The organism is Gordonia hongkongensis (genome assembly GCF_023078355.1).
GTDB classification, from domain to species: domain Bacteria; phylum Actinomycetota; class Actinomycetes; order Mycobacteriales; family Mycobacteriaceae; genus Gordonia; species Gordonia hongkongensis.
Genome location: NZ_CP095552.1, coordinates 2488725 through 2509005, shown reverse-complemented (window position 1 = coordinate 2509005; position 20281 = coordinate 2488725). Strand labels below are relative to the sequence as shown.

Here is a 20281-nt window from a genome sequence, read left to right as displayed (position 1 = left end):
CATCTTGACAAGCTCGGACCAGATCCCGTGCGGCTTCGGTGCCCACCTCAGGAACACTGACCGCCACCACTTCGCCCAGGCGCAGCAACTTCGCCAAGTGTGCAGCGTCTCGGGCATCGGTCTTGACGCGGTCCCCGGCTGGCCGCTGCAGCTTCGAGGGCGCGGCAACCACACACTCCATCCCGGCCGCCGTGATCGCCCGCGCCAATCCAAAGCCGGTCGGACCGGCCTCATAGGCCACCCGCACCGGCGGGGCCAGGCCTTGTAGCCAGCTGACGATGGTCGCCGCATCAGGGACCAAGGTCTCCCGAATCACCTGCCCGGTGTCTTCATCGATGGCGTGAGCGACCACCGAGCGTGCGTGAACATCCAATCCGACACTTGTACCCTGAACAATCACCGGAGGCCTCCTGATCTGCAATGTGGTGCTACCGCCGAGTGTGAACTCAGCAGCAGCAACCCACGATGTGTTTGCAGCTTGAGGCCTTCGGCCCCAAGGCCCTCATACCGTCTATCGCTCCTCGCACCTCAGTATCTGCGTCCTCGCGGCCGTCGTGGACTACGAAAGAACACTCTTCAGCATCCACATCTCTGCTCCCTGAGGTGCGAGCGAAGCGAGCCACGAAGGGCTTCGCAACGTGTCTCACCAGGCCCTTCGTGGCTCGTCGCTTGCGCTCCTCGCACCTCAGGGGGCAATGGTTATGTCGTTCTTTCGGATTAGGGAGCAGGGGTTATGGGCTTTTTCGGATCAGGAAGCAGGGATTTAATCCAGGACCTCGCCTCAGAGCAAAATCGAGGTGCTCTTCTCCGCTGAGCCACCGGCCACTGCCGAGTAGGCAGCGGCGATCAATCCGGGGTCGGGCCCTTCGAGCCGGCCCGGCTTGGCGAGTCCGTCGAGCACGACGAAACGCAGCACGCCGGAACGGTTCTTCTTGTCCCCCGCCATCCCCTGCAGGAGATCGGCGAACGCATCCGGGTCATAGGTCGTCGGCAGCCCCACGAGATCCAGGATCGCCTTGTGCCGATCCGCCGTGGCGTCGTCGAGGCGGCCGGCCAGGCGCGAGAGTTCGGCAGCGAACACGAGACCCACCGACACCGCCGCGCCGTGACGCCAGCGGTAACGCTCGCGGCGCTCGATCGCGTGGCCGAGAGTGTGCCCGTAGTTGAGGATCTCGCGCAGCGACGACTCCTTGAGGTCCGCGGACACCACGTCGGCCTTGACCTGCACCGAGCGCCGGATGAGATCGGGCAGTACCGGCGACGTCGGGTCGAGGGCGGCCTCGGGGTCGGCCTCGATGATGTCGAGGATCGTCGGATCGGCGATGAACCCGGTCTTGATGACCTCGGCGAGTCCGGCGACGATCTCGTTGCGCGGGACGGTCTCCAGCGTGCCGGTGTCGATCAGGACGGCGTCGGGTTCGTGGAACGAACCAACGAGGTTCTTGCCCGCCTCGGTGTTGATGCCGGTCTTGCCGCCCACGGCGGCGTCGACCATCGCCAGCAGGGTCGTCGGGATGTGGATGACCCCGATGCCGCGCATCCAGGTCGCCGCGACGAACCCGGCGAGGTCGGTGGCGGCTCCCCCGCCGAGGCTGATGACCTTGTCGTTGCGTTTGAGACCGATCCGGCCGAACACCTCCCAGCAGAACGACGCGACCGACAGGTCCTTGCCGGCCTCGGCGTCGGGGATCTCGACGCGATGGGCGTCGAACCCCTTGTCCGCCAGATACTCTCGGATCTGTTCGGCGGTCTTGGCCAGCGGCGGCTGATACAGGATCGCGATGCGGTCGGCGCCCTGCGCGGCCGCGGCCACCTCACCCAGGAGTCCCCGGCCGATGGTCACGTCGTACGGTGCGCCGGCGTTGACCCGGATGGCGATGGGTTCGTTCGCTGCCTGTTCGTTCACGGTGATACTCGGCTTCCTCACATCAGTTCACGGGCCAGTTGGACGACCACGGCGTCGGCCACCGCGTCGGGGTCGGGGTCGGCGTCGACGTCGAAGGTGCACACCGCCTCGTAGACGGGTGTCCGCTCGGCGAGCAGTTCGGCGTACCGAGCGGCAGGGTCGGCCGTCGCCAGGAGCGGACGGTCGGTACCCGACACGCGCTCGTACCCGCGCTCGGCCGACACCCGCAGGTACACGACGCGCTGGTCGGCCAGTGCCTCGCGGATCCCGGCGGTCGTCACCGCGCCGCCGCCGAGCGACACCACCCCGCCATGGTTGTCCAGGACATCGGTGACGACGTTGGCCTCGATCTTCCGGAACCCCTCGAGACCGCCGGATTCGAAGATCTCCGGGATGCTGCGGCCGGTGCGCCGGACGAGTTCGATGTCGGTGTCGATGAAGTCGACGCCGAGCCGGTCGGCGAGCATACGACCGACGGTGGACTTCCCGGCTCCCATGAAACCGATCAGTACGGCCGCCGGGCGGCGACCGGTCGTCGGACGCGTCGGGGTCGGGGGTGCCGGGGGCTGGGTCATGCCCGGGGCGGACGCGCGTCGACGGCAGCCCGGTAGGCGGCGAGGTTCGCGCCGGTCTCGGTCACCGAGTCGCCGCCGAACTTCTCGAGAGCGGCCTGGGCCACGACGAGCGCGACCATCGCCTCGGCGACGACGCCCGCCGCGGGCACGGCACAGACGTCGGAACGCTGATGGATGGCGCTGGCCGTCTCCCCGGTCGACATGTCGATCGTGGACAACGCACGCGGCACCGTCGAGATCGGCTTCATCGCGATGCGCACGCGCAGGTCCTCGCCATTGGTCATGCCGCCCTCGAGTCCGCCCGCGCGGTTGGTCGATCGCAGGACACCGTCGGCACCGGGCACCATCTCGTCGTGGGCCGCACTGCCACGCCGGCGGGCGGTGGTGAAGCCGTCGCCGACCTCCACACCCTTGATCGCCTGGATGCCCATCAGCGCGGCCGCCAGCTTGGCGTCCAGCCGGGTGTCGCCGCTGACGTGCGAGCCGAGGCCGACGGGCACCCCCGTGGCGACGATCTCGACCACGCCGCCGAGGGTGTCGCCGTCCTTCTTCGCCGCCTCGATCTCGGCGATCATGGACTTCTCGGCGTCGGCGTCGAACGCCCGGACCGGACTGGCGTCGATGGCCTCGAGGTCGGCGATGCGCGGCGGCGGGCCGACATAGGGATCGCTCGCGCCGATGGAGATGACATGGGAGATGACGTCGACGCCCAGTACCTGGCGGAGGAAGTTGCGGGCGACCGTGCCCGCGGCGACACGCGCGGCGGTCTCGCGGGCGCTCGCGCGCTCGAGCACCGGACGGGCGTCGTCGAAGCCGTACTTGAGCATGCCGGAGTAGTCCGCGTGCCCGGGGCGGGGACGCGTCAGCGGTGCGTTACGGGCGCTTCCCTCGAGTTCGGCCGCGTCCACTGGGTCGGCGGCCATCACCGTCTCCCACTTGGGCCACTCGGTGTTGCCGATCTCGATCGCGACCGGGCCGCCCATGGTCTGGCCGTGACGAACCCCGCCGAGCACGGTGACCTGGTCGGCCTCGAACTTCATCCGCGCACCGCGGCCGTAGCCGAGCCGGCGGCGTGCCAGTTGCCCGGCGATGTCGGACGAGGTGACCTCGACACCGGCCACCATGCCCTCGACGATGGCGACCAGGGCGGGACCGTGGGATTCTCCGGCAGTTATCCAGCGCAACACAGTGATCGATTGTTCCATGCTGCCGAGCCCGGTCCGACGGCGGCGCTGCCGAACCACGCGTAGCACGCGTCACAACAGACCGGCGACGACGATCGTGGCAGCGGCGAGCGCGGGTCCGTGCGGATGAGACCCGTTGCCCGCGGCGCCGCGGCGACCGAAGCGATCGCCGACCACCGTGCCCACCGCGATGACCGAGGCGAGCGTCACCACGAGCAGGGCGGCGTCCCACCGTACGGCGAGCGCGCCGCACGCGATGGCGAGCTTGACGTCCCCACCGCCGCACCATCGCATCCCGAAGGCGAGCGCGTACGGGGCTGCGGCGACGAGCGCGGCCACCGCCGCGCCGGGGTGGACTGCGCACGCGCCCACCGCACCGCAGATCCCGGGCCAGACGAGCACGTTCGGGATCCGGCGGGTGTCGGCGTCGGTCACCGCGACGACCGACAGCCAGATCAGGATCACGCACTCGGTCATCCGTCGAGCATGTCGGGGTGGTTGATCGGTACTGTTCGCCCGTCCACAACCGGCACGTCCTGTGGACGGAGTCGGAACTCGCCCGGAATCAGTCGGCGGTGAGTGCCGCGACCATCACGTCGCGGGGTGCGGGCAGCCCGGTGAACTGCTCGACCTGTCGGAATGCCTGATTGACGAGCATGACCAGACCACCGACCACGGTTCCACCGGCCGCGACGACCGCGGACGCGAGCGGAGTCGGCCAGGGGTCGTAGATCACGTCCACGACCTTGCGTGCACGCGCCACGGCGGGCGCCAGGACCACGGCCGCGTCGGCCGGCACCGTCGACACGACGACCGCGGACTCGCGACACCTTCGGGCCAGCGCCTCGGTGGGTTCGAAGGGGACGATGTCTCCGTTCATCCGCAACCGCTCACACAGTTCGAGGACGGGCGCGGCCCGGCCGGCGTCGCGGGCGACCACCGTGACGTCGGTGATGCCCGTCTCGGCGAGCGCCATGATGGTCGGAAGTGCCGTGCCACCCGCTCCGACGACCACGGCGACCGGCGAGGTCCCGGCGGCCGGGTCCGCGTCGACCCCGAGGTCGGTGAGCGCTCCAGATACGCCGTCGATGTCGGTGCAGTCCGCGCGCCAGCCGGTCGCCACGCGCACCAGGGTGTTGGCCGACCCCACCAGTTCGGCGCGTTCGGTGCGTTCGGTGGCGAACTCGAGGGCAGCGCGTTTGTTGGGCATGGTGACCGAGAACCCGATGAAGTCGGCGTCGGCTCCCGAGACGATCTCGGGCAGACGGTCGGCGGTGCACTCGATCCGGTCGTACCGCCAGTCGACCAGCCCGAGTGCCCGGTAGGCGGCCAGATGGACACGCGGCGAGCGCGAGTGCGTGATCGGCGACCCCAGAACCGCGGCCCGACGGTGGTCACCGTGCGGTGAGCGGACGTCGGCGGGCACGGTGTTCATGGCGGGTCCGCTGCTCACTGGCTGCAGCCGGTGGCCACCAGCTTGTTGCGGCAGGCGACCTGGCGGTTGCGGATGTGATCTTCGAAGGTGTTCGCGAACAACGTGGTCCCGGCGGTGTCGACGGTGACGAAGTACAGCCATCCGCCGGGCGCCGGGTCGAGCATCGCCTCCAGGGCGGGCACGCCGACCGCCGCGATGGGCGTGGGCGGCAACCCCTTGTACCGGTAGGTGTTCCACTCGTTGTCGTTCTTGTACGCCTCGCCGTGGACATCGATGTTCGTGATGTCGGCCGTGTAGTTCTGCGTCGAATCCATCTGCAGCAGCTGGTCGCGGTCGAGGCGGTTACGGATGACCCGCGCCACCTTCGGCGCATCCTCGACATGCCGGACCTCGCGCTCGACGATCGACGCCGCGATCAGGGTGTCGTACGGCTCGAGTCCGGAGTTGTTGCGGTCGAGCAGTCCCCATTGTTCGAACATCGTCGCGCTGCTGGAGATCATCTCCCGCAGGATCTGCGTGGCGGTGTGATCGGGTTCGATGCGCTCCCAGGTGGTCGGCGCGATGAGCCCCTCGATCCGGCGGTGATCGCCCGTCATCTCGGCGACGTTCTGTTCGGCCCACGCGGGCACACCGAGCTCGGCCGGGGTGGTTTCGGCGGCGGCCTTCTCGAGGTCGGCAACCGTCACCCCCTCCTGCTGCCCGTTGAACGAGAACGACGTGGCGTTCTCGATGAGCTGGAAGATGCCCGGGGTGACCTTGCCGTCGATACCGGTCTTCGAATCGAGCTGCAGCCCTGGCGGGATCACCACCCGCCCGACGCGGTGCACGGCGCCGTCGGCGGTCAGCATCTCCACGGCCGTGGTGGCCGGGATCTGGGTGCGCATCTTGTAGAGGCCGCCGGACATCGGCTGTCCACCGGCGGCGTCGACGAACGCCCGCACGCTGCCCACCACGTCGGCGTCGACGAGGATGCGGCCGAAGTCGGCGAGCGTGGAGTTGTCCGGGATGTCGACGACGACATCGCCGGAACCGGCGGCGTTGGTGTAGTCCTTGCGCGACTCGAGCAGGCCGGTGGCGCGCACACCGTAGTAGCCGACCCCGGTGATCAGCGCGAGCATGAAGACGATCGCGACGGCGAGGACCGCACGACGCTTGCCCCGGCTGCGCTTGCGGCGCGGCGTACGGCGCTGTTGCTGGTCGGGTTCGGTGTCGTCGGCGCCGGGCCACCAGTCGTCGTGCTCGTCGTGCTCGTCGAAGCGCCGGTCTCGTCGGGCGACGCGATCGTCGTCGCGGATCGGGCGTGCGGTGCCCGGCGTCTCGAAACGCCCGGTCTCGAAACGCCCGGCGTCGTGGCCACCGGTGTCGTAGCGCCCGGTGTCGTACAGCTCGGCGTCATGGCGTTCTGCCCCGTGACCCGCCGGCTCGTAGTCGGCAGCGGTGAACTCCTCCGCGGCGTGATCGTCCGGGAAAGAACGAGATTCGTCGGGGCGAGGACCCCGGGCCGGAGGCGCCGGAGCGGCCGGACGGGCCATGGTGAAGTCGGTGTCGACGTCGTCTTCGACCGGACCCCCGGCAGCCGTTGATGGACCGGGCTGCGGCGGACCGGGCTGCGGCGGACCGGGCCGCGGTGGTGCCACCGGCGGCGGGGTGGGCGGCTGCCCCGGCGGGATGCGGACCGGCGTCGCGCGGGGGCCGGGCGTGCCGGATACCGGCCGCGCCTGTTCGGCGGGCGGGACATTCGGCGGGGCCGGGCGCCGGGGAGCCGGTTCGGCATTCTCGCCACCGGCGCGCCGGCGGCGGTGCCGCGTGTGGGGCGACCCGTCGGCCGACTGCGTGAAGTACCGCAGACGCTCGGGATCCATGCCCTCGGCACGGCGTCCCTGGCCGTCTCGGTGCCGGGTGCGACGCCGATCATCGGTCACCGGAGGCTCCCCTGACTCACCGTCGCGCATCCAACCACCCCTGCAGAATAGCGACCGCCGCGGCCTGGTCGATGACCGCGCGCGAGGACTTCACCGTCCGGCCGCTGGCGTGCAGTGCCTGCTGTGCGGTCACCGTCGTGAAACGTTCGTCGTGCCAGTGCACGGCCACCGGGTCGATCCGGGTCGCGAGACGGTCCCCGAATTCCTGTGCGGTCTCGGCCGCCGCCCCCGCGGTGTTCTTGAGCGTCTTCGGCAGCCCCACGACGACGCCGACAGCCTCGTACTCCACGACCAGCGCCGCGATGCGGTCGAGATCGTCTGTGCGCGAAGGGGTTCGACGCACCGTTTCGACCGGTGTGGCGAGGATGCCGTCGGGGTCGCACACGGCGACGCCGATCCGGACGCTCCCGACGTCGATCCCGAGGAGTCGCCCGCGGGTCCGCTGGTGACCGTCGGCCCGGGTGTGCGGATCCGGCATCAGGCGACGAACTCGCGGATTCGCGTCAGTGCCGCGTCGATCCCCGCGGGATCGGTGCCCGCGCCCTGGGCCAGATCCGGCTTGCCACCGCCACGACCGCCCACCAACGGCGCGACCTCCTTGACGAGGTCACCGGCCTTGACCCCGGCGTCACGGGCAGCCGCCGTGGTGGCGATCACGAACGGCACCTTGGCATCCGGTCCGTCACCGTTCGGCGAGAACAGCGCGATCACCGCCTGGCGGTCGGCGACCCGGCCGCGGAGGTCGGTCACCACCGAGCGCAACCCGTTGGCGTCGAGGCCCGGCACCCGTCCCTCGACGACGAGGGTGGCACCGACGGTCGTCGCCGTGTCGAGGAGACCGGACACCGCGGCCCGGGCCGCCTCGGCACGTACCCGCTCGAGTTCCTTCTCCGCGTCACGCAGCTTGGTGACGAGCTGCTCGACGCGGCCGGGCACCTCTTCCGACGGGACCTTGAGCGACGACGCCAGGCCGGCCAGCAACGCACGCTCCTTCGACAGGAACCGGAACGAGTCCATGCCGACGTAAGCCTCGACGCGCCGGACACCCGAACCGACCGAGGACTCCCCGATTAGCGTGATGGGTCCGATCTGCGACGACGACGCCACGTGCGTGCCGCCGCACAGCTCCATGGAGAACGGCCCGCCGATCTCCACGACGCGGACGACGTCACCGTAGTTCTCGCCGAAGAGCGCCATCGCGCCCATCGCCTTGGCCTCGGACAGACCCGTCTCGAACGTGTTGACCTGATAGTTCGCCTCGACCGCGGCGTTGCTGATCTCCTCGATCTCCCGACGCTGGGCCTCGGTCACCGGGCCGCTGGCGTTGAAGTCGAAGCGCAGATAACCGGGACGGTTCAGCGAACCGGCCTGCGTCGCGCCGGGGCCGAGGACCTCGCGCAGCGCGGCGTGGACCATGTGGGTGCCGGAATGGCCCTGCGTGGCGCCGTGACGCCACGCGGTGTCGACCGCCGCGAGGACCTCGTCGCCCTCCTCGATCTCCCCCTCGTCGATGCGGACCTTGTGCAGCCACACCGACTTGCCGACCTTCTGCACGTCGGTCACCGACATGCGCACTCCCGACCCGGTCGTGATGGTGCCGACGTCGGCCATCTGCCCACCGGATTCGGCGTAGAGCGGGGTGCGGTCGAGGACGACCGTCAGTTCCTGGCCGGCCGACGCCGCCGGCAGCCGTGCGCCGTCGGCGACGAGGCCGAGCACCCGTGCCTCCGACACCAGCTCGTCGAAGCCGGTGAACTCGGTCGGCCCGCGATCGAGGAAGTCCCGGTAGACGCTCAGGTCGGCGTGCCCGGTCTTGCGGGCGGTCGCGTCGGCCTTGGCGCGTTGCTTCTGCTCGGCCATCAGGGCGGTGAAGCCCTCCTGATCCACCGAGAGACCGGCCTCGGCGGCCATCTCCAGGGTGAGGTCGATCGGGAAGCCGTAGGTGTCGTGCAGCGTGAACGCGTCGCAACCGGTGATGGTCGTACGCGACGCACTCTTGGTGGCGGTCGCCGCGTCGGCGAACAGCTTCGACCCCGCGGCCAGGGTCTTGGAGAAGGAGGTCTCCTCGCCCACGGCCACGTCGACGATGTGCCGGCGCTGCGTCTCCAGCTCGGGGTATGACGGTGACATCAGGTCGATGACCTTGCCGATGATCGTGCCCATGGTCGGCTGATTGTCACCGGCGCCGAGCAACCGCATCGACCGGACGACCCGACGCAGCAGGCGGCGCAGGACGTACCCGCGGCCGTCATTGCCGGGCAGCACGCCGTCGCCGATCAGCATCGCCGAGGTCCGCGCGTGGTCGGCGACGACCCGGAACCGGACGTCGTCGGCATGCGAACCGGCGGCGTATGCACGTCCGGACAATTCCGCGGCGAGGTCGATGATCGGCTTGCACAGGTCGGTCTCGTACACGTTGTCGACGCCCTGCAGGATGCAGGCCACGCGCTCGACGCCCATACCGGTGTCGATGTTCTGCTTGGGCAGCGGGCCCAGGATCTCGTAGTTGTCCTTGCCGCCCCCGGGACCGCGGACGTTCTGCATGAAGACGAGATTCCAGATCTCGATGTAGCGGTCCTCGTCGGCCTCCGGCCCACCCTCGACGCCGTACTCGGGTCCGCGGTCGTAGAAGATCTCCGAGCACGGCCCGCAGGGACCCGGGACGCCCATCGACCAGTAGTTGTCCTTCATGCCCCGTCGCTGGATGCGCTCGGCCGGCACGCCGATCTCGTCGCGCCAGATGGCCTCGGCCTCGTCGTCGTCGAGATAGACCGTCGGCCACAGCTTCTGCGGGTCGATACCGAAACCGCCGTCGTCGACGCTGTTGGTCAGCAGCGTCCAGGCGAAGGTGATGGCCTCGCGCTTGAAGTAGTCGCCGAAGGAGAAGTTGCCCGCCATCTGGAAGAAGGTGTTGTGGCGGGTGGTGATGCCGACCTCGTCGATGTCGAGGGTGCGGACGCACTTCTGCACGCTGGTCGCCCGCGAGTACGGGGGCGTCTGCTCACCCAGGAAGAACGGCTTGAACGGGACCATGCCGGCATTGACGAACAACAGATTGGGGTCGTCGAGGAGCAGCGAAGCGCTCGGCACCTCGGTGTGCCCGGCTTTGATGAAGTGGTCCAGAAAGCGCTTCCGGATGTCATGCGTCTGCACTGTGGGTTTCGTCCTAGCCGTTGGTGGTCCCAGCCGTTCGGTGGTAGCGGCCGTTGTTTGTCGCGACATCCCAGCCTACCGTCGGCGAGTCGCCGGGGGCGCAGGGACTCTGCACTGGGGAAACGCCCCACGGACGGTCAGCGCGACCGGCGCCGCGACACCGCGCCACGCACGATCGATCGCAACTTCGCGACCCGCGGCCCGATTTCGCGTTCCAGCCCATGGTCGGTGGGCTCGTAGTAGTCCCGGCCGACCAGGTCGTCGGGCGGATACTGTTGCGGCACAACCCCGTCGGGATCATCGTGCGGATATCGGTATGCGACACCGCTACCGAGCTTCTTGGCCCCCGGATAGTGACTGTCACGCAGATGGGCCGGAACCGCGCCGGCCTTGCCCGACCCGACATCGGCGAGGGCCGCGCCGATCGCCGACACCACGCCCGCCGACTTCGGTGCCGTCGCGAGGTGGATGGTGGCCTGTGTGAGCGCGAGTTTGGCCTCCGGCATCCCGACGAGGTTCACGACCTGAGCGGCCGCGACCGCGGTCTGCAGGGCCGTCGGGTCGGCCATGCCGATGTCCTCGCTGGCGTGGATCATGAGGCGCCGCGCGATGAACCGCGGGTCCTCCCCGGCCGCGATCATGCGGGCGAGATAGTGGACGGCGGCGTCGACGTCGGAACCCCGGATGGACTTGATGAAAGCACTCGTCACGTCGTAGTGCTGGTCGCCGTCCCGGTCGTACCGGACGGCGGCGCGGTCGATCGCGGTCTCCACATCGGCGAGGTCGATCCGGTCGGTGGCGTCGGCGCTGGCCTCCAGCGCGGTCAGCGCCCGGCGCGCGTCCCCACCGGACACCGCGACGAGGTGGTCGTAGGCGGCGTCGGTCACCTCGACCTTGCCGTCGAGCCCACGCGGGTCGGCGACCGCACGAGTCAGCACCTCCCGGATGTCGGCATCGGTCAGCGACCGCAGCTGCAGGACCAGCGACCGGGACAGCAGCGGCGCGACCACCGAGAACGACGGGTTCTCGGTCGTGGCCGCGACGAGCAGCACGATCCGGTTCTCCACGGCGTCGAGCAACGCGTCCTGCTGGGTCTTCGAGAACCGATGGACCTCGTCGATGAACAGGACCGTCTGCTGACCGCCGTTCTTGCCGTCACCGATGAGCCGGCGCCGGGCCACGTCGATGACCGCGCGCACCTCCTTGACCCCCGCCGACAGCGCGGACAGGGCCTCGAAGCGGCCGCCGGTGGCGCGCGCGATGAGCGAGGCCATGGTGGTCTTGCCGGTTCCGGGCGGCCCGTAGAGCAGCACCGACGCCGCGCCCGAGCCACTGATCAGCCTGCGCAGCGGCGAACCGGTACCAAGCAGGTGCTGCTGTCCGACGATCTCGTCGAGGGTCTGCGGCCGCATGCGGACCGCCAGGGGTGCGGTCGGGGCCGGTGGTGCGGTGAGACCACCGGCGTTGCCATGCCCGTCGGAGCCGGCCCGAGGATCGTCGGGTGGGTCGAACAGTCCGTCCACGAGCGTGTCAGGCCAGCCAGATGCGCTGCAGCGCGACGCCCATCGCGGTCGCGAACACCGCGATCTCCTCGTCGCCCGCGCGTCCCGCGGCGGCGGCGAGGTCGGTCCAGCGGCTGACGATCACGCGGGGGTCGTTCGTGTGCAGCGCCCAGTCATGCGTGAAGCCGGCGGCAGTGACGTCGGCCGGCTCGAAGTCGGTCGCCTCGACGTCCGCGTCCGGGCCGGTGGGAGCCAGCGGGTCGCTCGGCAGCATCCACACCGTCGACAGCCACACCCACAGCTGACGGGCGAGCAGCACCTTGCGCTGCATCTCCCGCTCATGGGCGAGCGCCGGCCAGATCGAGTGCACCTCCGAGCGCCAGGCGTCGACCATCGAGACCTCGAGGTCGGTGGCCCGAGCAGTGGTCCGGGGCGGAAGCTGCGCGGTGATGGTCACGAGGGCGTAGGCGATGTCGAGGGTGGCGTCGCGGAAGCCGCCCCACTCGTAGTCCATGAACTGCACGCCGTCGTCGTTGAGCAGGATGTTCTCGGGCCCGACATCCGACGGACTGAATGCGCGGTGATCGCCCTCGTCGAACAGCGTCGCCGCGGTACGCAGCGACTCCACCACCTGCTCGGGGACCTCGACGTCGAGCGCGGCCGCGTGCCCCACCACCGAGTCGATCGACCGCAACGCCTCGTCGCGCAGGATGTCGCGTCCCTGCATCCCCGACGGTCCGCGCCGCAGCAGCGCGAGGAAGTCGCCCTCGCCGCCGACCGTCGCCGCGTGCATCCGGCCGAGTGCCTGGCCCCAGGCACTGACAGCACGTGAGGTCTCGACCGGGTCGACGCCGGCCAGGTACTCGAGCATCGTCCGGCCGTGGCCGAGGTCGGAGAGCACCATGATGCGGAGATCGGTGTCGGAGGCGATCAGTTGCGGCCCCGGGCGCGATTCGTTCGGGAGGGCGGTCGCGTACTTGTACGACGCGATCTCCCGGTGGAAGGCCTGAGGGTCCTCGTGTTCGGGAAGGGCCTTGATCACCAGTGAGCGGTCCAGGCTGAGGGGGTTCTGGGCGACGCGGACCCGCACGACCGTGGTGCGTCCGCTGCCGCCGAGGTCCTCGGGATCGTCGAGAACCACTGCTGATCCGGCGCGGTGTGACAGCAGCGCCTCTGCCGCCCGCACCACGCTGGTGATGCGGCTTTCCGTAATGACCGTCATGTCGCCAACCAACCTACCCGTTGCAACGTTGTCGCAACAGCGCGTTCGTCCATCTGTACCACGTCGTTACCGGTATGACCCGAAAACGTGCGCCGAAAACACTGTGGCACAGCGACTTACCGAGCAGGCGAGTCCGATGTGCCCGGTTCAGCCCGCGGTGAGGTCATCTGTCGGCCGGACGTCGACCGACACGTCGATCCGGCTCTTCGTGGAATCGGTGTAGATGACCCCTCGGAGAGGCGGCACGTCGTCGTAATCCCGCCCCCACGCCAGTGTGACGTGGCGTTCGTCGACCAGCTTGTCGTTGGTCGGATCGAACGACAGCCAGCGGCCGTCGGGCATCCAGACGGCCGCCCAGGCGTGACTGGCGTCGGCACCGAAGACCTTTTCCTTGCCGGGCGGCGGCTCGGTCGCGAGATATCCCGACTCGTACCGCGCGGCGAGACCCTGTGACCGCAGACAGGCGATCGCGATCCGGGCGAAGTCCTGGCAGACACCCTCGCGACGCTGCAGGACGGTGTCGACCCGGGTGGAGATGGCCGTCGACCCGGACCGGTAGGTGAAGTCGGTGAAGATGCGCGAGGTCAGATCGATGACCGACTCCACCAGCGGCCGGCCGGGCGTGAAGATGCCGGCGGCGTAGTCGCGCACCGCGGGGGTGATCTCCGGCGGGTCGAGATCGAGGACGAACTCGGCAGCCAGGGCACTGTCCCGCCCGTCCACCACGCACGGTCGCGCCTGTTCCCACGGACCCCGGGCCGCCGGACTGAGGAGGACGCCCGGGTCCACGGGATCCACCTCGACCACCGACCGCGCGGTCACGGTCAGCTCGCGGTGCGCGGTCCGGACATGGAAATAGCTGTCGTGGTTGCCGTAGACGTCGAGCCCCGTCGACCGGTCGTCGGGTTCGGGGTCGATCTCGACCGACGTCGAGTGCACGCGCTGGCCGGGCAGGTCGCGCGGGGTCAGATGGCAGCGCCCGTACGAGGACGACACGTCGTCGTCGTAGGTGTAGCTGGTCCGGTGCAGCACACGGTAGACGCGCGTGCTCACGATTCCCCACCGGCCCAGATCGGTCGCGCCTGGCGCGGGGTGGCGAAGCGGGTCCGGGTGAGCAGATCGGAGAGTTCACGCGCCCCGGTGCGCAGGGTCGTCATCAGTTCGACGAGTTCCGGGCGCCTCCGGTCGGCGTCGACCCGCACGAGGTCGGCGGGGTCGCCGCGGCGCAGTTCGGCGATCATGTCCTGCACGGCCCGTTCGGCGCCGGCCGACCGCAGGGTCTCCGGTACGGACGACAGGTCGGCGTTCATCTTGTCGAGGCAGAAGATCATCGACCGGGGATTGGTCGGGTCGAACAGCAGCAGCTCGGCGACACTGGCCGCCTGATACAGCCCGCGGTTGCGGCGACGGTAGATCACCGACGATTCGTTGGCCACCAGGTACGACTCCAGCAGCGCCTGCTCGACGTCGGTGTCCTGCGCGTCGGCGAACATCGCGAGCGTGAGGTCGGCGAGGGTGACGGCCCGTTCGATGCGTCGGCCGACGTCCATGAACATCCAGGCCGGATCGTGCACCATCGACTCGGCCTGCAGCCCGGTCAGCGCCAGGACGCCGTGCAGGATCTCGTCGTGCGCGCGGGCCAGATCGGGTCCTAGGTCCAGCGCGGCGTCGCCCGCCCCGGCGTCCGCGCGCGACCGGAGGACCAGCCGGGTCGTGCTCGCCATGATCCGTTCGACCGGCGCGAGCACCATCCAGGTGCTCGTGGACATCTGGTCACGGACCGCCCGGACCGTACTGATCAGCCGGTCGACCGAGTAGGCGATGGTCCCGGGCACCGATCGCGACACGGTCAGGTCGGCGATCTTCTCGATCGCCTCATTGACCTGATCGGGTGACGGCGGTCGGTCCGAACCCGGCAACAGCAGGTCGGCGGTGTCCAGGTAGCGCGCGGTGCCCGTCACCGTGGCGACCGCGTGCAACAGCAGCGGCACCGCCGGCGTGCCCGACATCCACGGCCGGTACTGGAAGTCCTGATAACGCTCGCGGGACACCTTGGCCAGGCGGGTCACGAGCTCGGTGCGCTCCCCGTAGCGGCCCAGCCAGAACAGGTCCGCCAGGACGCGCGGACTGGCCGCGGCCGCGACGTCGGAGTACTCCCGGGTCACCGGGCGACCCGCCGACGTGCCCGCGACGACCTCCCCGGCCGGCTCACCGCGGGTCTCCGACCGCCGCGACACGTGCCCGCCCACCTCGGTGCTGGTGACCCACACGTCCTTGGCGGCCACCACGTGGTGGGCGGCGCCGGCGACCCCGTCGGCGAGAACGGCCCCCAGGCCGCCCGGCATGACCGCGTACCCGGGACCCTGTGCCACGCTGAACGCGCGCACCGACACCGGCGCCGCCCGCAGCGTCGCGATCGGTCCACCGGAACCGCTGCCGGGGGTGATCGTCGGGGCCACCGAGAACGCCTCGAGCTCGCGGGCCACCCACTGCCAGGTCTGGGCCTCGATCCGGGCGACGAGCTCGGCGCGGTCGGTCGCGGCGAGCAACGGGCCGATGAACTCCTCCCCGTACTCGTGTTCGTCAGGACCAGGGCGGCCAGACGATCACGGATCAGGCTGCGCTGCAACGGATCTCCGGCCCAGTACGTGGTGACCGAACCCAGCCGCAGGTCCTCGTCGAGCAGGACGGGCGCGAGACGTTCCAGCACGGTGTGCAGCGCCGGGTTCTCCAGCACCCCCGAACCGAGGGTGTTGAGGACCGTCACCGTGCCGCGCGAGATCGCCTCGACCAGCCCGGCGACGCCGAGCTGGGAGTCCGTCCGCAGGTCCAGCGGATCGGAGTAGGCGGCGTCGACCCGTCGCAGCAGCACGTCCACCCGCTTGTAGCGACCCAGCGAGCGCATGTAGACCGCGCCGTCCCGGACGGTGAGGTCGGCGCCCTCGACGAGGGGGAAGCCGAGTACCGACGCGAGATAGGCCTGGTCGAAGGCGGTCTCGGACATGCTGCCGGGGCTGAGGACCGCCACCGTCGGGTCGTCGACCCCGGGCGGCGCGTACTCGGTGAGTGCCAGCCGCATCGTGCCGGCGAAGGTGGTCATCGGCCGCGGTGCGCACGCCTGGAACAGCTGGGGGAAGGTCTTCGACATCAGCCGCCGCCCGACGATCGCATAACCGATCCCCGACGGCGCCTGGGTGCGGTCCCGGTAGGCGACGAACCGGCCGTCGGCGGTGCGCGAGATGTCGACCGCGTGCAGGAACAGCGCGTGCGGCCCGGCGACCTCGAGTCGGGCGGCCTTGCGGATGTAACCGGGATGGCCGAACACCATCTCGGGCGCGACGAGTCCGGCCGCGATCGTCTTCTGATCGCGGTAGAGGTCACGCAGGAGCAGGTCGAGCAGCATCGACCGCTGCGTGATGGCCTTTTCGAGTTCGGCCCATTCGACGCCGTCGATCACCAGCGGCACCGCGTCGACATCCCAGTCGCGGGTCACGGTGTGCTGACCGTCGAACTCGTTGTAGACCACGCCGTCGTCGCTGACGGCTGCGGCCAGCCGGGCCGCGGACTCGCGGAGGCGGTCCGGACCGCGCAGCTGGTAGATGCGGGCCAGGTCGGCCCACGCCGGACGGATCGCGCCGTCGGCTTCCAGGAGCTCGTCGTAGGAGTCGGCCGGCCGGTCCGCGGATGCGGCGAGACGGGTCAGACGGTCGGGATCGAAGAGAGTGTGGCCCTCGGCGCGGTAGCGGTCGAACACCGCGGAAGCGTTGCCCGGCGAAGAGGTCACCGAAGAACTGTACGTGCCCGCCGGAGGTCGAGGATCCCGGGCACCCCGAAGTCGGTGGCCTGCCGGGACTGTCGTTCGCGCAACAGCCCGACGTCGACGGTGCCGGTCGTGTGACCGGCCGCCTCGAACCGCCCGTTGCGCCGGGACTCGGCCTCGACCGCGTTCACCGGCGGCCGATCGTAGGCACGTCCTCCGGGATGCACGACGTGGTAGGTGGCACCGCCCACCGACCGGCCGTTGACCGTGTCGATCAGGTCGAAGGTGAGCGGGGTGTCGATGGTGATCGTCGGGTGCAGCGAGCTCGGCGGCTGCCAGGCCCGAAACCGGATACCGGCGACGCGTTCACCGGTGCGACCGGTGGCGCGCAGTGGAATCGGGAAACCGTTGCAGGTCAACAGGTAACGATCGTCCTCACCACCCAGGACGCGCACCTGCACGCGCTCGACAGAGGAGTCGACGTACCGGGCCGTGCCCGTTCCGGTTGCCTCCTCCCCCAACGTGTTCCACGGCTCGATGGCACCGCGCAGCTCGATCTCCTGGTCCCGGATCTGCACGGTCCCCAGACGCGGGAAGCGGAATTCGGTGAACGGGTCCAGCCAGGCGGTCTCGAACGGATAGCCGGCCTCGCGGAGTTCCTCGGCGACCAGCGCGATGTCGGCGATGACGTAGTGCGGCAACAGGTGTTTGCCGTGTAGGTCGCCGCCGTGGCGGATCAACCGGGCCCGGTAGGGCTTCTCCCAGAACCACGACACCAGGCTCCGCACCAGCAGCGACTGCACCATAGCCATCCGGTGGTGGGGCGGCATCTCGAAAGCCCGCAGCTCCAGCAGGCCCAGCCGGCCGCGCACCGAGTCGGGACTGTAGAGCTTGTCGATGCAGAACTCGGCCCGGTGCGTGTTGCCGGTGATGTCGGTGAGCAGATGCCGCAGCGCCCGGTCGGTGACCCAGGGGTTCGGGGGCGCGCCGTCGAAGCGTCCGCCGGCCCGGGCACCGTCGCCACAATTCTTGACCGCGAGCCGGTCGATCTCGGCGAAGGCGATCTCCAGCTCGTAGAGCGAGGACTCCCGACCCTCGTCGACACGCGGCGCCTGCGAGGTGGTGCCGATGAACCGGCCGGAGAACAGGTACGACAGCGCGGGATGACGTTGCCAGTAGGTCAGCATCGACACCAGCAGGTCGGGGCGGCGCAGCATCGGCGAATCGGCGGGCGTGACGCCGCCGAGGGTGATGTGGTTGCCGCCGCCCGTGCCACCGTGGCTCCCGTCGAGGTCGAAGCTCTCGGTGCCCAGCCGCACCTGTCGGGCATGGTCGTAGAGCGATTCGAGCAGCTCGGACTGCTCGGCGAAACTCCCGGTCGGCTGGATGTTGACCTCGACAACCCCCGGGTCCGGGGTCACCGACAACGAGACGAGTCGCGGGTCGGCGGGCGGTCCGTACCCCTCGACGACGACCGGCGTTGACACCGTGGCGGCGGCGTCCTCGACGAGTTCGACGATCGCGAGATACTCCTCCAGGGTCGAGGTCGGCGGCATGAACACGTGGAGCACGCCGCCGCGGACCTCGGCGACGAGGGCGGTCCGGGGCAGGAATTGCGCGGGGTCCACCTCGCGGACGGTGTGCCCCAGCGCCGCCGACGGGTCGGTCGGCAGGTCGTCGTGGCGTGCGGACGGATCGGCTTCGAACAGCGTCGGGGCCGGACCCCACGACAGCGAGTTGAGCGGCAGCCGCAAGCCGGCCGGCGAGGTGCCGGGGGTCAGCACGATCCGTCCCCGCCGGGTCGTCCACACCGCGCTCTGCCACGCGGTCCGGTCCTCCGAGCGGCTCAGCGGCAACACGTGCGCACTCGGCTGGGTGACGGCGGCGTCGAGCCGCTCGATCAGGGCTCGTCTGCGTCGGACGGAATCCGTTGTCGGAGCGAGGCTCTCGTCGTCGTCGCCGTCCGCCGAATCGGCGTCGACGGCGATCTCGGCCTGCGTGAACGACCGTGCGGCGGGCAGGGTGGGGTCGGTTCCGGGGTCACCGGGCGGCATCGCGGCGAGTTCCCGCATCCGGACCAGCGGGTCCTCATAGGCCGGCACGACCTGACCGACCGGGAGTCCCAGTCGCGTCGCGAAGGCGGTGAGCAGTTCCCGTGCCGGGCCGGCGTCGCCGAGGTCGTCGGGGTTCGGGCCGTGGGTCTCGCGGTCGATCGCCGCGGCACAATCGTCGGGCGTCGCCCACGGGTCGGCGAGCAAATTCGGATTCCGCCAGATCGGCAGACCGTCGGCGCGCCACATCAGTTCGAGCTGCCACCGCGGCAGCGGTTCACCGGGATACCACTTGCCCTGGCTGCGCCGCATCAGGCCGCCCGGCGCGTACGCCGTCATGAGGCGGTCGGCCAGCCGCCCGGCCAGCAACCGTTTGTGCGGACCGTCCGCGGCGGTGCGCCACTCCGGGTCCGTCTGGTTGTCGATGGACACGAATGTCGGCTCGCCGCCCATCGTCAGGCGTACGTCGTTGCGTTCCATCCGTTCGTCGACCAGCGCGCCGAGATCGGTGACCCGGCCCCACTGCTCCGCGGTGTAGGGCAGCGTGACGCGTGGGTCCTCGTGGAACCGCGTGACCGTGTTGGTGAAATCCAGAGTGGCGTGGCACGGGCCGGTCGAACCGGTGATCGGTGCGGCGCCGACCGGATGCGGGGTGGCCGCCAAGGGGATGTGCCCCTCGCCGGCGAACAGACCCGACGTCGGATCCAGTCCGACCCAACCGGCCCCGGGGAGGTACACCTCGGTCCACGCGTGCAGGTCGGTGAAATCGGCGTCGGGACCCGACGGACCGTCGAGCGACTTCACGTCCGAGGTCAGCTGGACGAGGTATCCGGACACGAAGCGTGCCGCGAACCCGAGTTCGCGCAGGAGGGCGACCAGCAACCAGGCCGAGTCCCGGCAGGAACCGATCGCACTGGAGAGCGTGTACTCCGGCGACTGCACGCCGGCCTCGAGGCGGACGGTGTAGCCGACGGCGTCGCGCACCGCGGCGTTGAGGCGCACCAGGAAGTCGATGACCCGCGTGCGGCCGGCCGGCCGATGCTTCGCCGCGAACCTCGCGATCTCCGGATGCACCGGCGCACCGGCGAATTCACCGTCGGTGACCCCGGCCGGCCGGAGGAAGATCTCGAGGTCGCGCCGCAGCTCGGCCGGATAGTCGAACCCGTAGAACTCGGCCCACTCCTCGATGAAGAAGTCGAACGGATTGATCGCGGTGAGGTCCGCGACCAGACTCACGGTGATCCCGAGGGTGGTCGAGGGTTCCGGGAACACCAGGCGCGCCAGATAGTTGCTGAACGCGTCCTGCTGCCAGTTCAGGAAGTGCTCACCGGGGTCGACGGTGAGCGAGTACGCCTCGATCGGTGTGCGCGAGTGCGGCGCCGGACGCAGGCGGACGACGTGGGGGTAGATCTTGGTCGGCCGGTCGAACGAGTACACCGTCCGATGCTCGAGGGCAACCTTGATCGTCACCGGCGGAACTCCCCGCCCGGGCCCGTCATTACTATTCCGGCAGCCGACTCGATCCCACCGCTGTGCGCCATGGTGGAGATCTCATCACAGATGACCTCCAG

12 protein-coding genes and 2 pseudogenes are annotated in these 20281 nt (G+C 69.9%); all 14 read right to left on the bottom strand.

What is annotated here, in order from left to right:
* Position 1: 1 nt before the first annotated feature.
* Positions 2 to 400 (bottom strand): annotated as a pseudogene (locus MVF96_RS11390) (IS110 family transposase); the annotation flags it as partial.
* A 381-nt stretch (positions 401 to 781) separates the two neighbouring features.
* The gene (gene aroB, locus MVF96_RS11385) at positions 782 to 1906 is read right to left on the bottom strand and encodes a 3-dehydroquinate synthase (RefSeq protein WP_068972555.1); all 1125 of its coding nucleotides are present in this window, start codon (positions 1904 to 1906) and stop codon (positions 782 to 784) included.
* A gap of 17 nt (positions 1907 to 1923) precedes the next feature.
* Positions 1924 to 2481, bottom strand: a complete 558-nt coding sequence (locus MVF96_RS11380) for a shikimate kinase (RefSeq protein WP_247452003.1) — start codon at positions 2479 to 2481, stop codon at positions 1924 to 1926.
* Positions 2478 to 3686 (bottom strand): chorismate synthase, encoded by a 1209-nt coding sequence (gene aroC / locus MVF96_RS11375; protein WP_247452002.1) that lies wholly within the window; start codon positions 3684 to 3686, stop codon positions 2478 to 2480. Before aroC ends, MVF96_RS11380 begins: the two co-directional genes overlap by 4 nt.
* A gap of 51 nt (positions 3687 to 3737) precedes the next feature.
* Entirely contained in the window at positions 3738 to 4142 is a 405-nt protein-coding gene (locus MVF96_RS11370) for a prepilin peptidase (protein WP_247452001.1), read from the bottom strand.
* Positions 4143 to 4230: 88 nt separating this feature from the next.
* Complete coding sequence (locus MVF96_RS11365; protein WP_068972551.1) at positions 4231 to 5100, bottom strand: shikimate dehydrogenase; 870 nt, start codon at positions 5098 to 5100, stop codon at positions 4231 to 4233.
* A 14-nt stretch (positions 5101 to 5114) separates the two neighbouring features.
* A complete protein-coding gene (gene mltG, locus MVF96_RS11360; RefSeq protein WP_247452000.1) occupies positions 5115 to 7052 on the bottom strand; it encodes an endolytic transglycosylase MltG in 1938 nt (645 codons plus the stop codon).
* The gene (gene ruvX / locus MVF96_RS11355) at positions 7039 to 7500 is read right to left on the bottom strand and encodes a Holliday junction resolvase RuvX (RefSeq protein ID WP_247451999.1); all 462 of its coding nucleotides are present in this window, start codon (positions 7498 to 7500) and stop codon (positions 7039 to 7041) included. The genes mltG and ruvX overlap by 14 nt, the downstream gene beginning before the upstream one ends.
* Complete coding sequence (alaS, locus tag MVF96_RS11350) at positions 7500 to 10175, bottom strand: alanine--tRNA ligase (RefSeq protein ID WP_247451998.1); 2676 nt, start codon at positions 10173 to 10175, stop codon at positions 7500 to 7502. Before alaS ends, ruvX begins: the two co-directional genes overlap by 1 nt.
* A gap of 137 nt (positions 10176 to 10312) precedes the next feature.
* Complete coding sequence (locus MVF96_RS11345; RefSeq protein WP_058250333.1) at positions 10313 to 11698, bottom strand: replication-associated recombination protein A; 1386 nt, start codon at positions 11696 to 11698, stop codon at positions 10313 to 10315.
* A 7-nt stretch (positions 11699 to 11705) separates the two neighbouring features.
* Positions 11706 to 12899 (bottom strand): hypothetical protein, encoded by a 1194-nt coding sequence (locus tag MVF96_RS11340; RefSeq protein ID WP_247451997.1) that lies wholly within the window; start codon positions 12897 to 12899, stop codon positions 11706 to 11708.
* Positions 12900 to 13046: 147 nt separating this feature from the next.
* Positions 13047 to 13952, bottom strand: coding sequence for a transglutaminase family protein (locus MVF96_RS11335; protein WP_165630138.1), 906 nt, complete (start codon positions 13950 to 13952; stop codon positions 13047 to 13049).
* Positions 13949 to 16683 (bottom strand): annotated as a pseudogene (locus MVF96_RS11330) (circularly permuted type 2 ATP-grasp protein). The gene MVF96_RS11335 and the pseudogene MVF96_RS11330 overlap by 4 nt, the downstream one beginning before the upstream one ends.
* Positions 16680 to 20180, bottom strand: coding sequence for a transglutaminase family protein (locus tag MVF96_RS11325; protein ID WP_159370719.1), 3501 nt, complete (start codon positions 20178 to 20180; stop codon positions 16680 to 16682). Before MVF96_RS11325 ends, MVF96_RS11330 begins: the two are co-directional and overlap by 4 nt.
* Positions 20181 to 20281 lie beyond the last annotated feature (101 nt).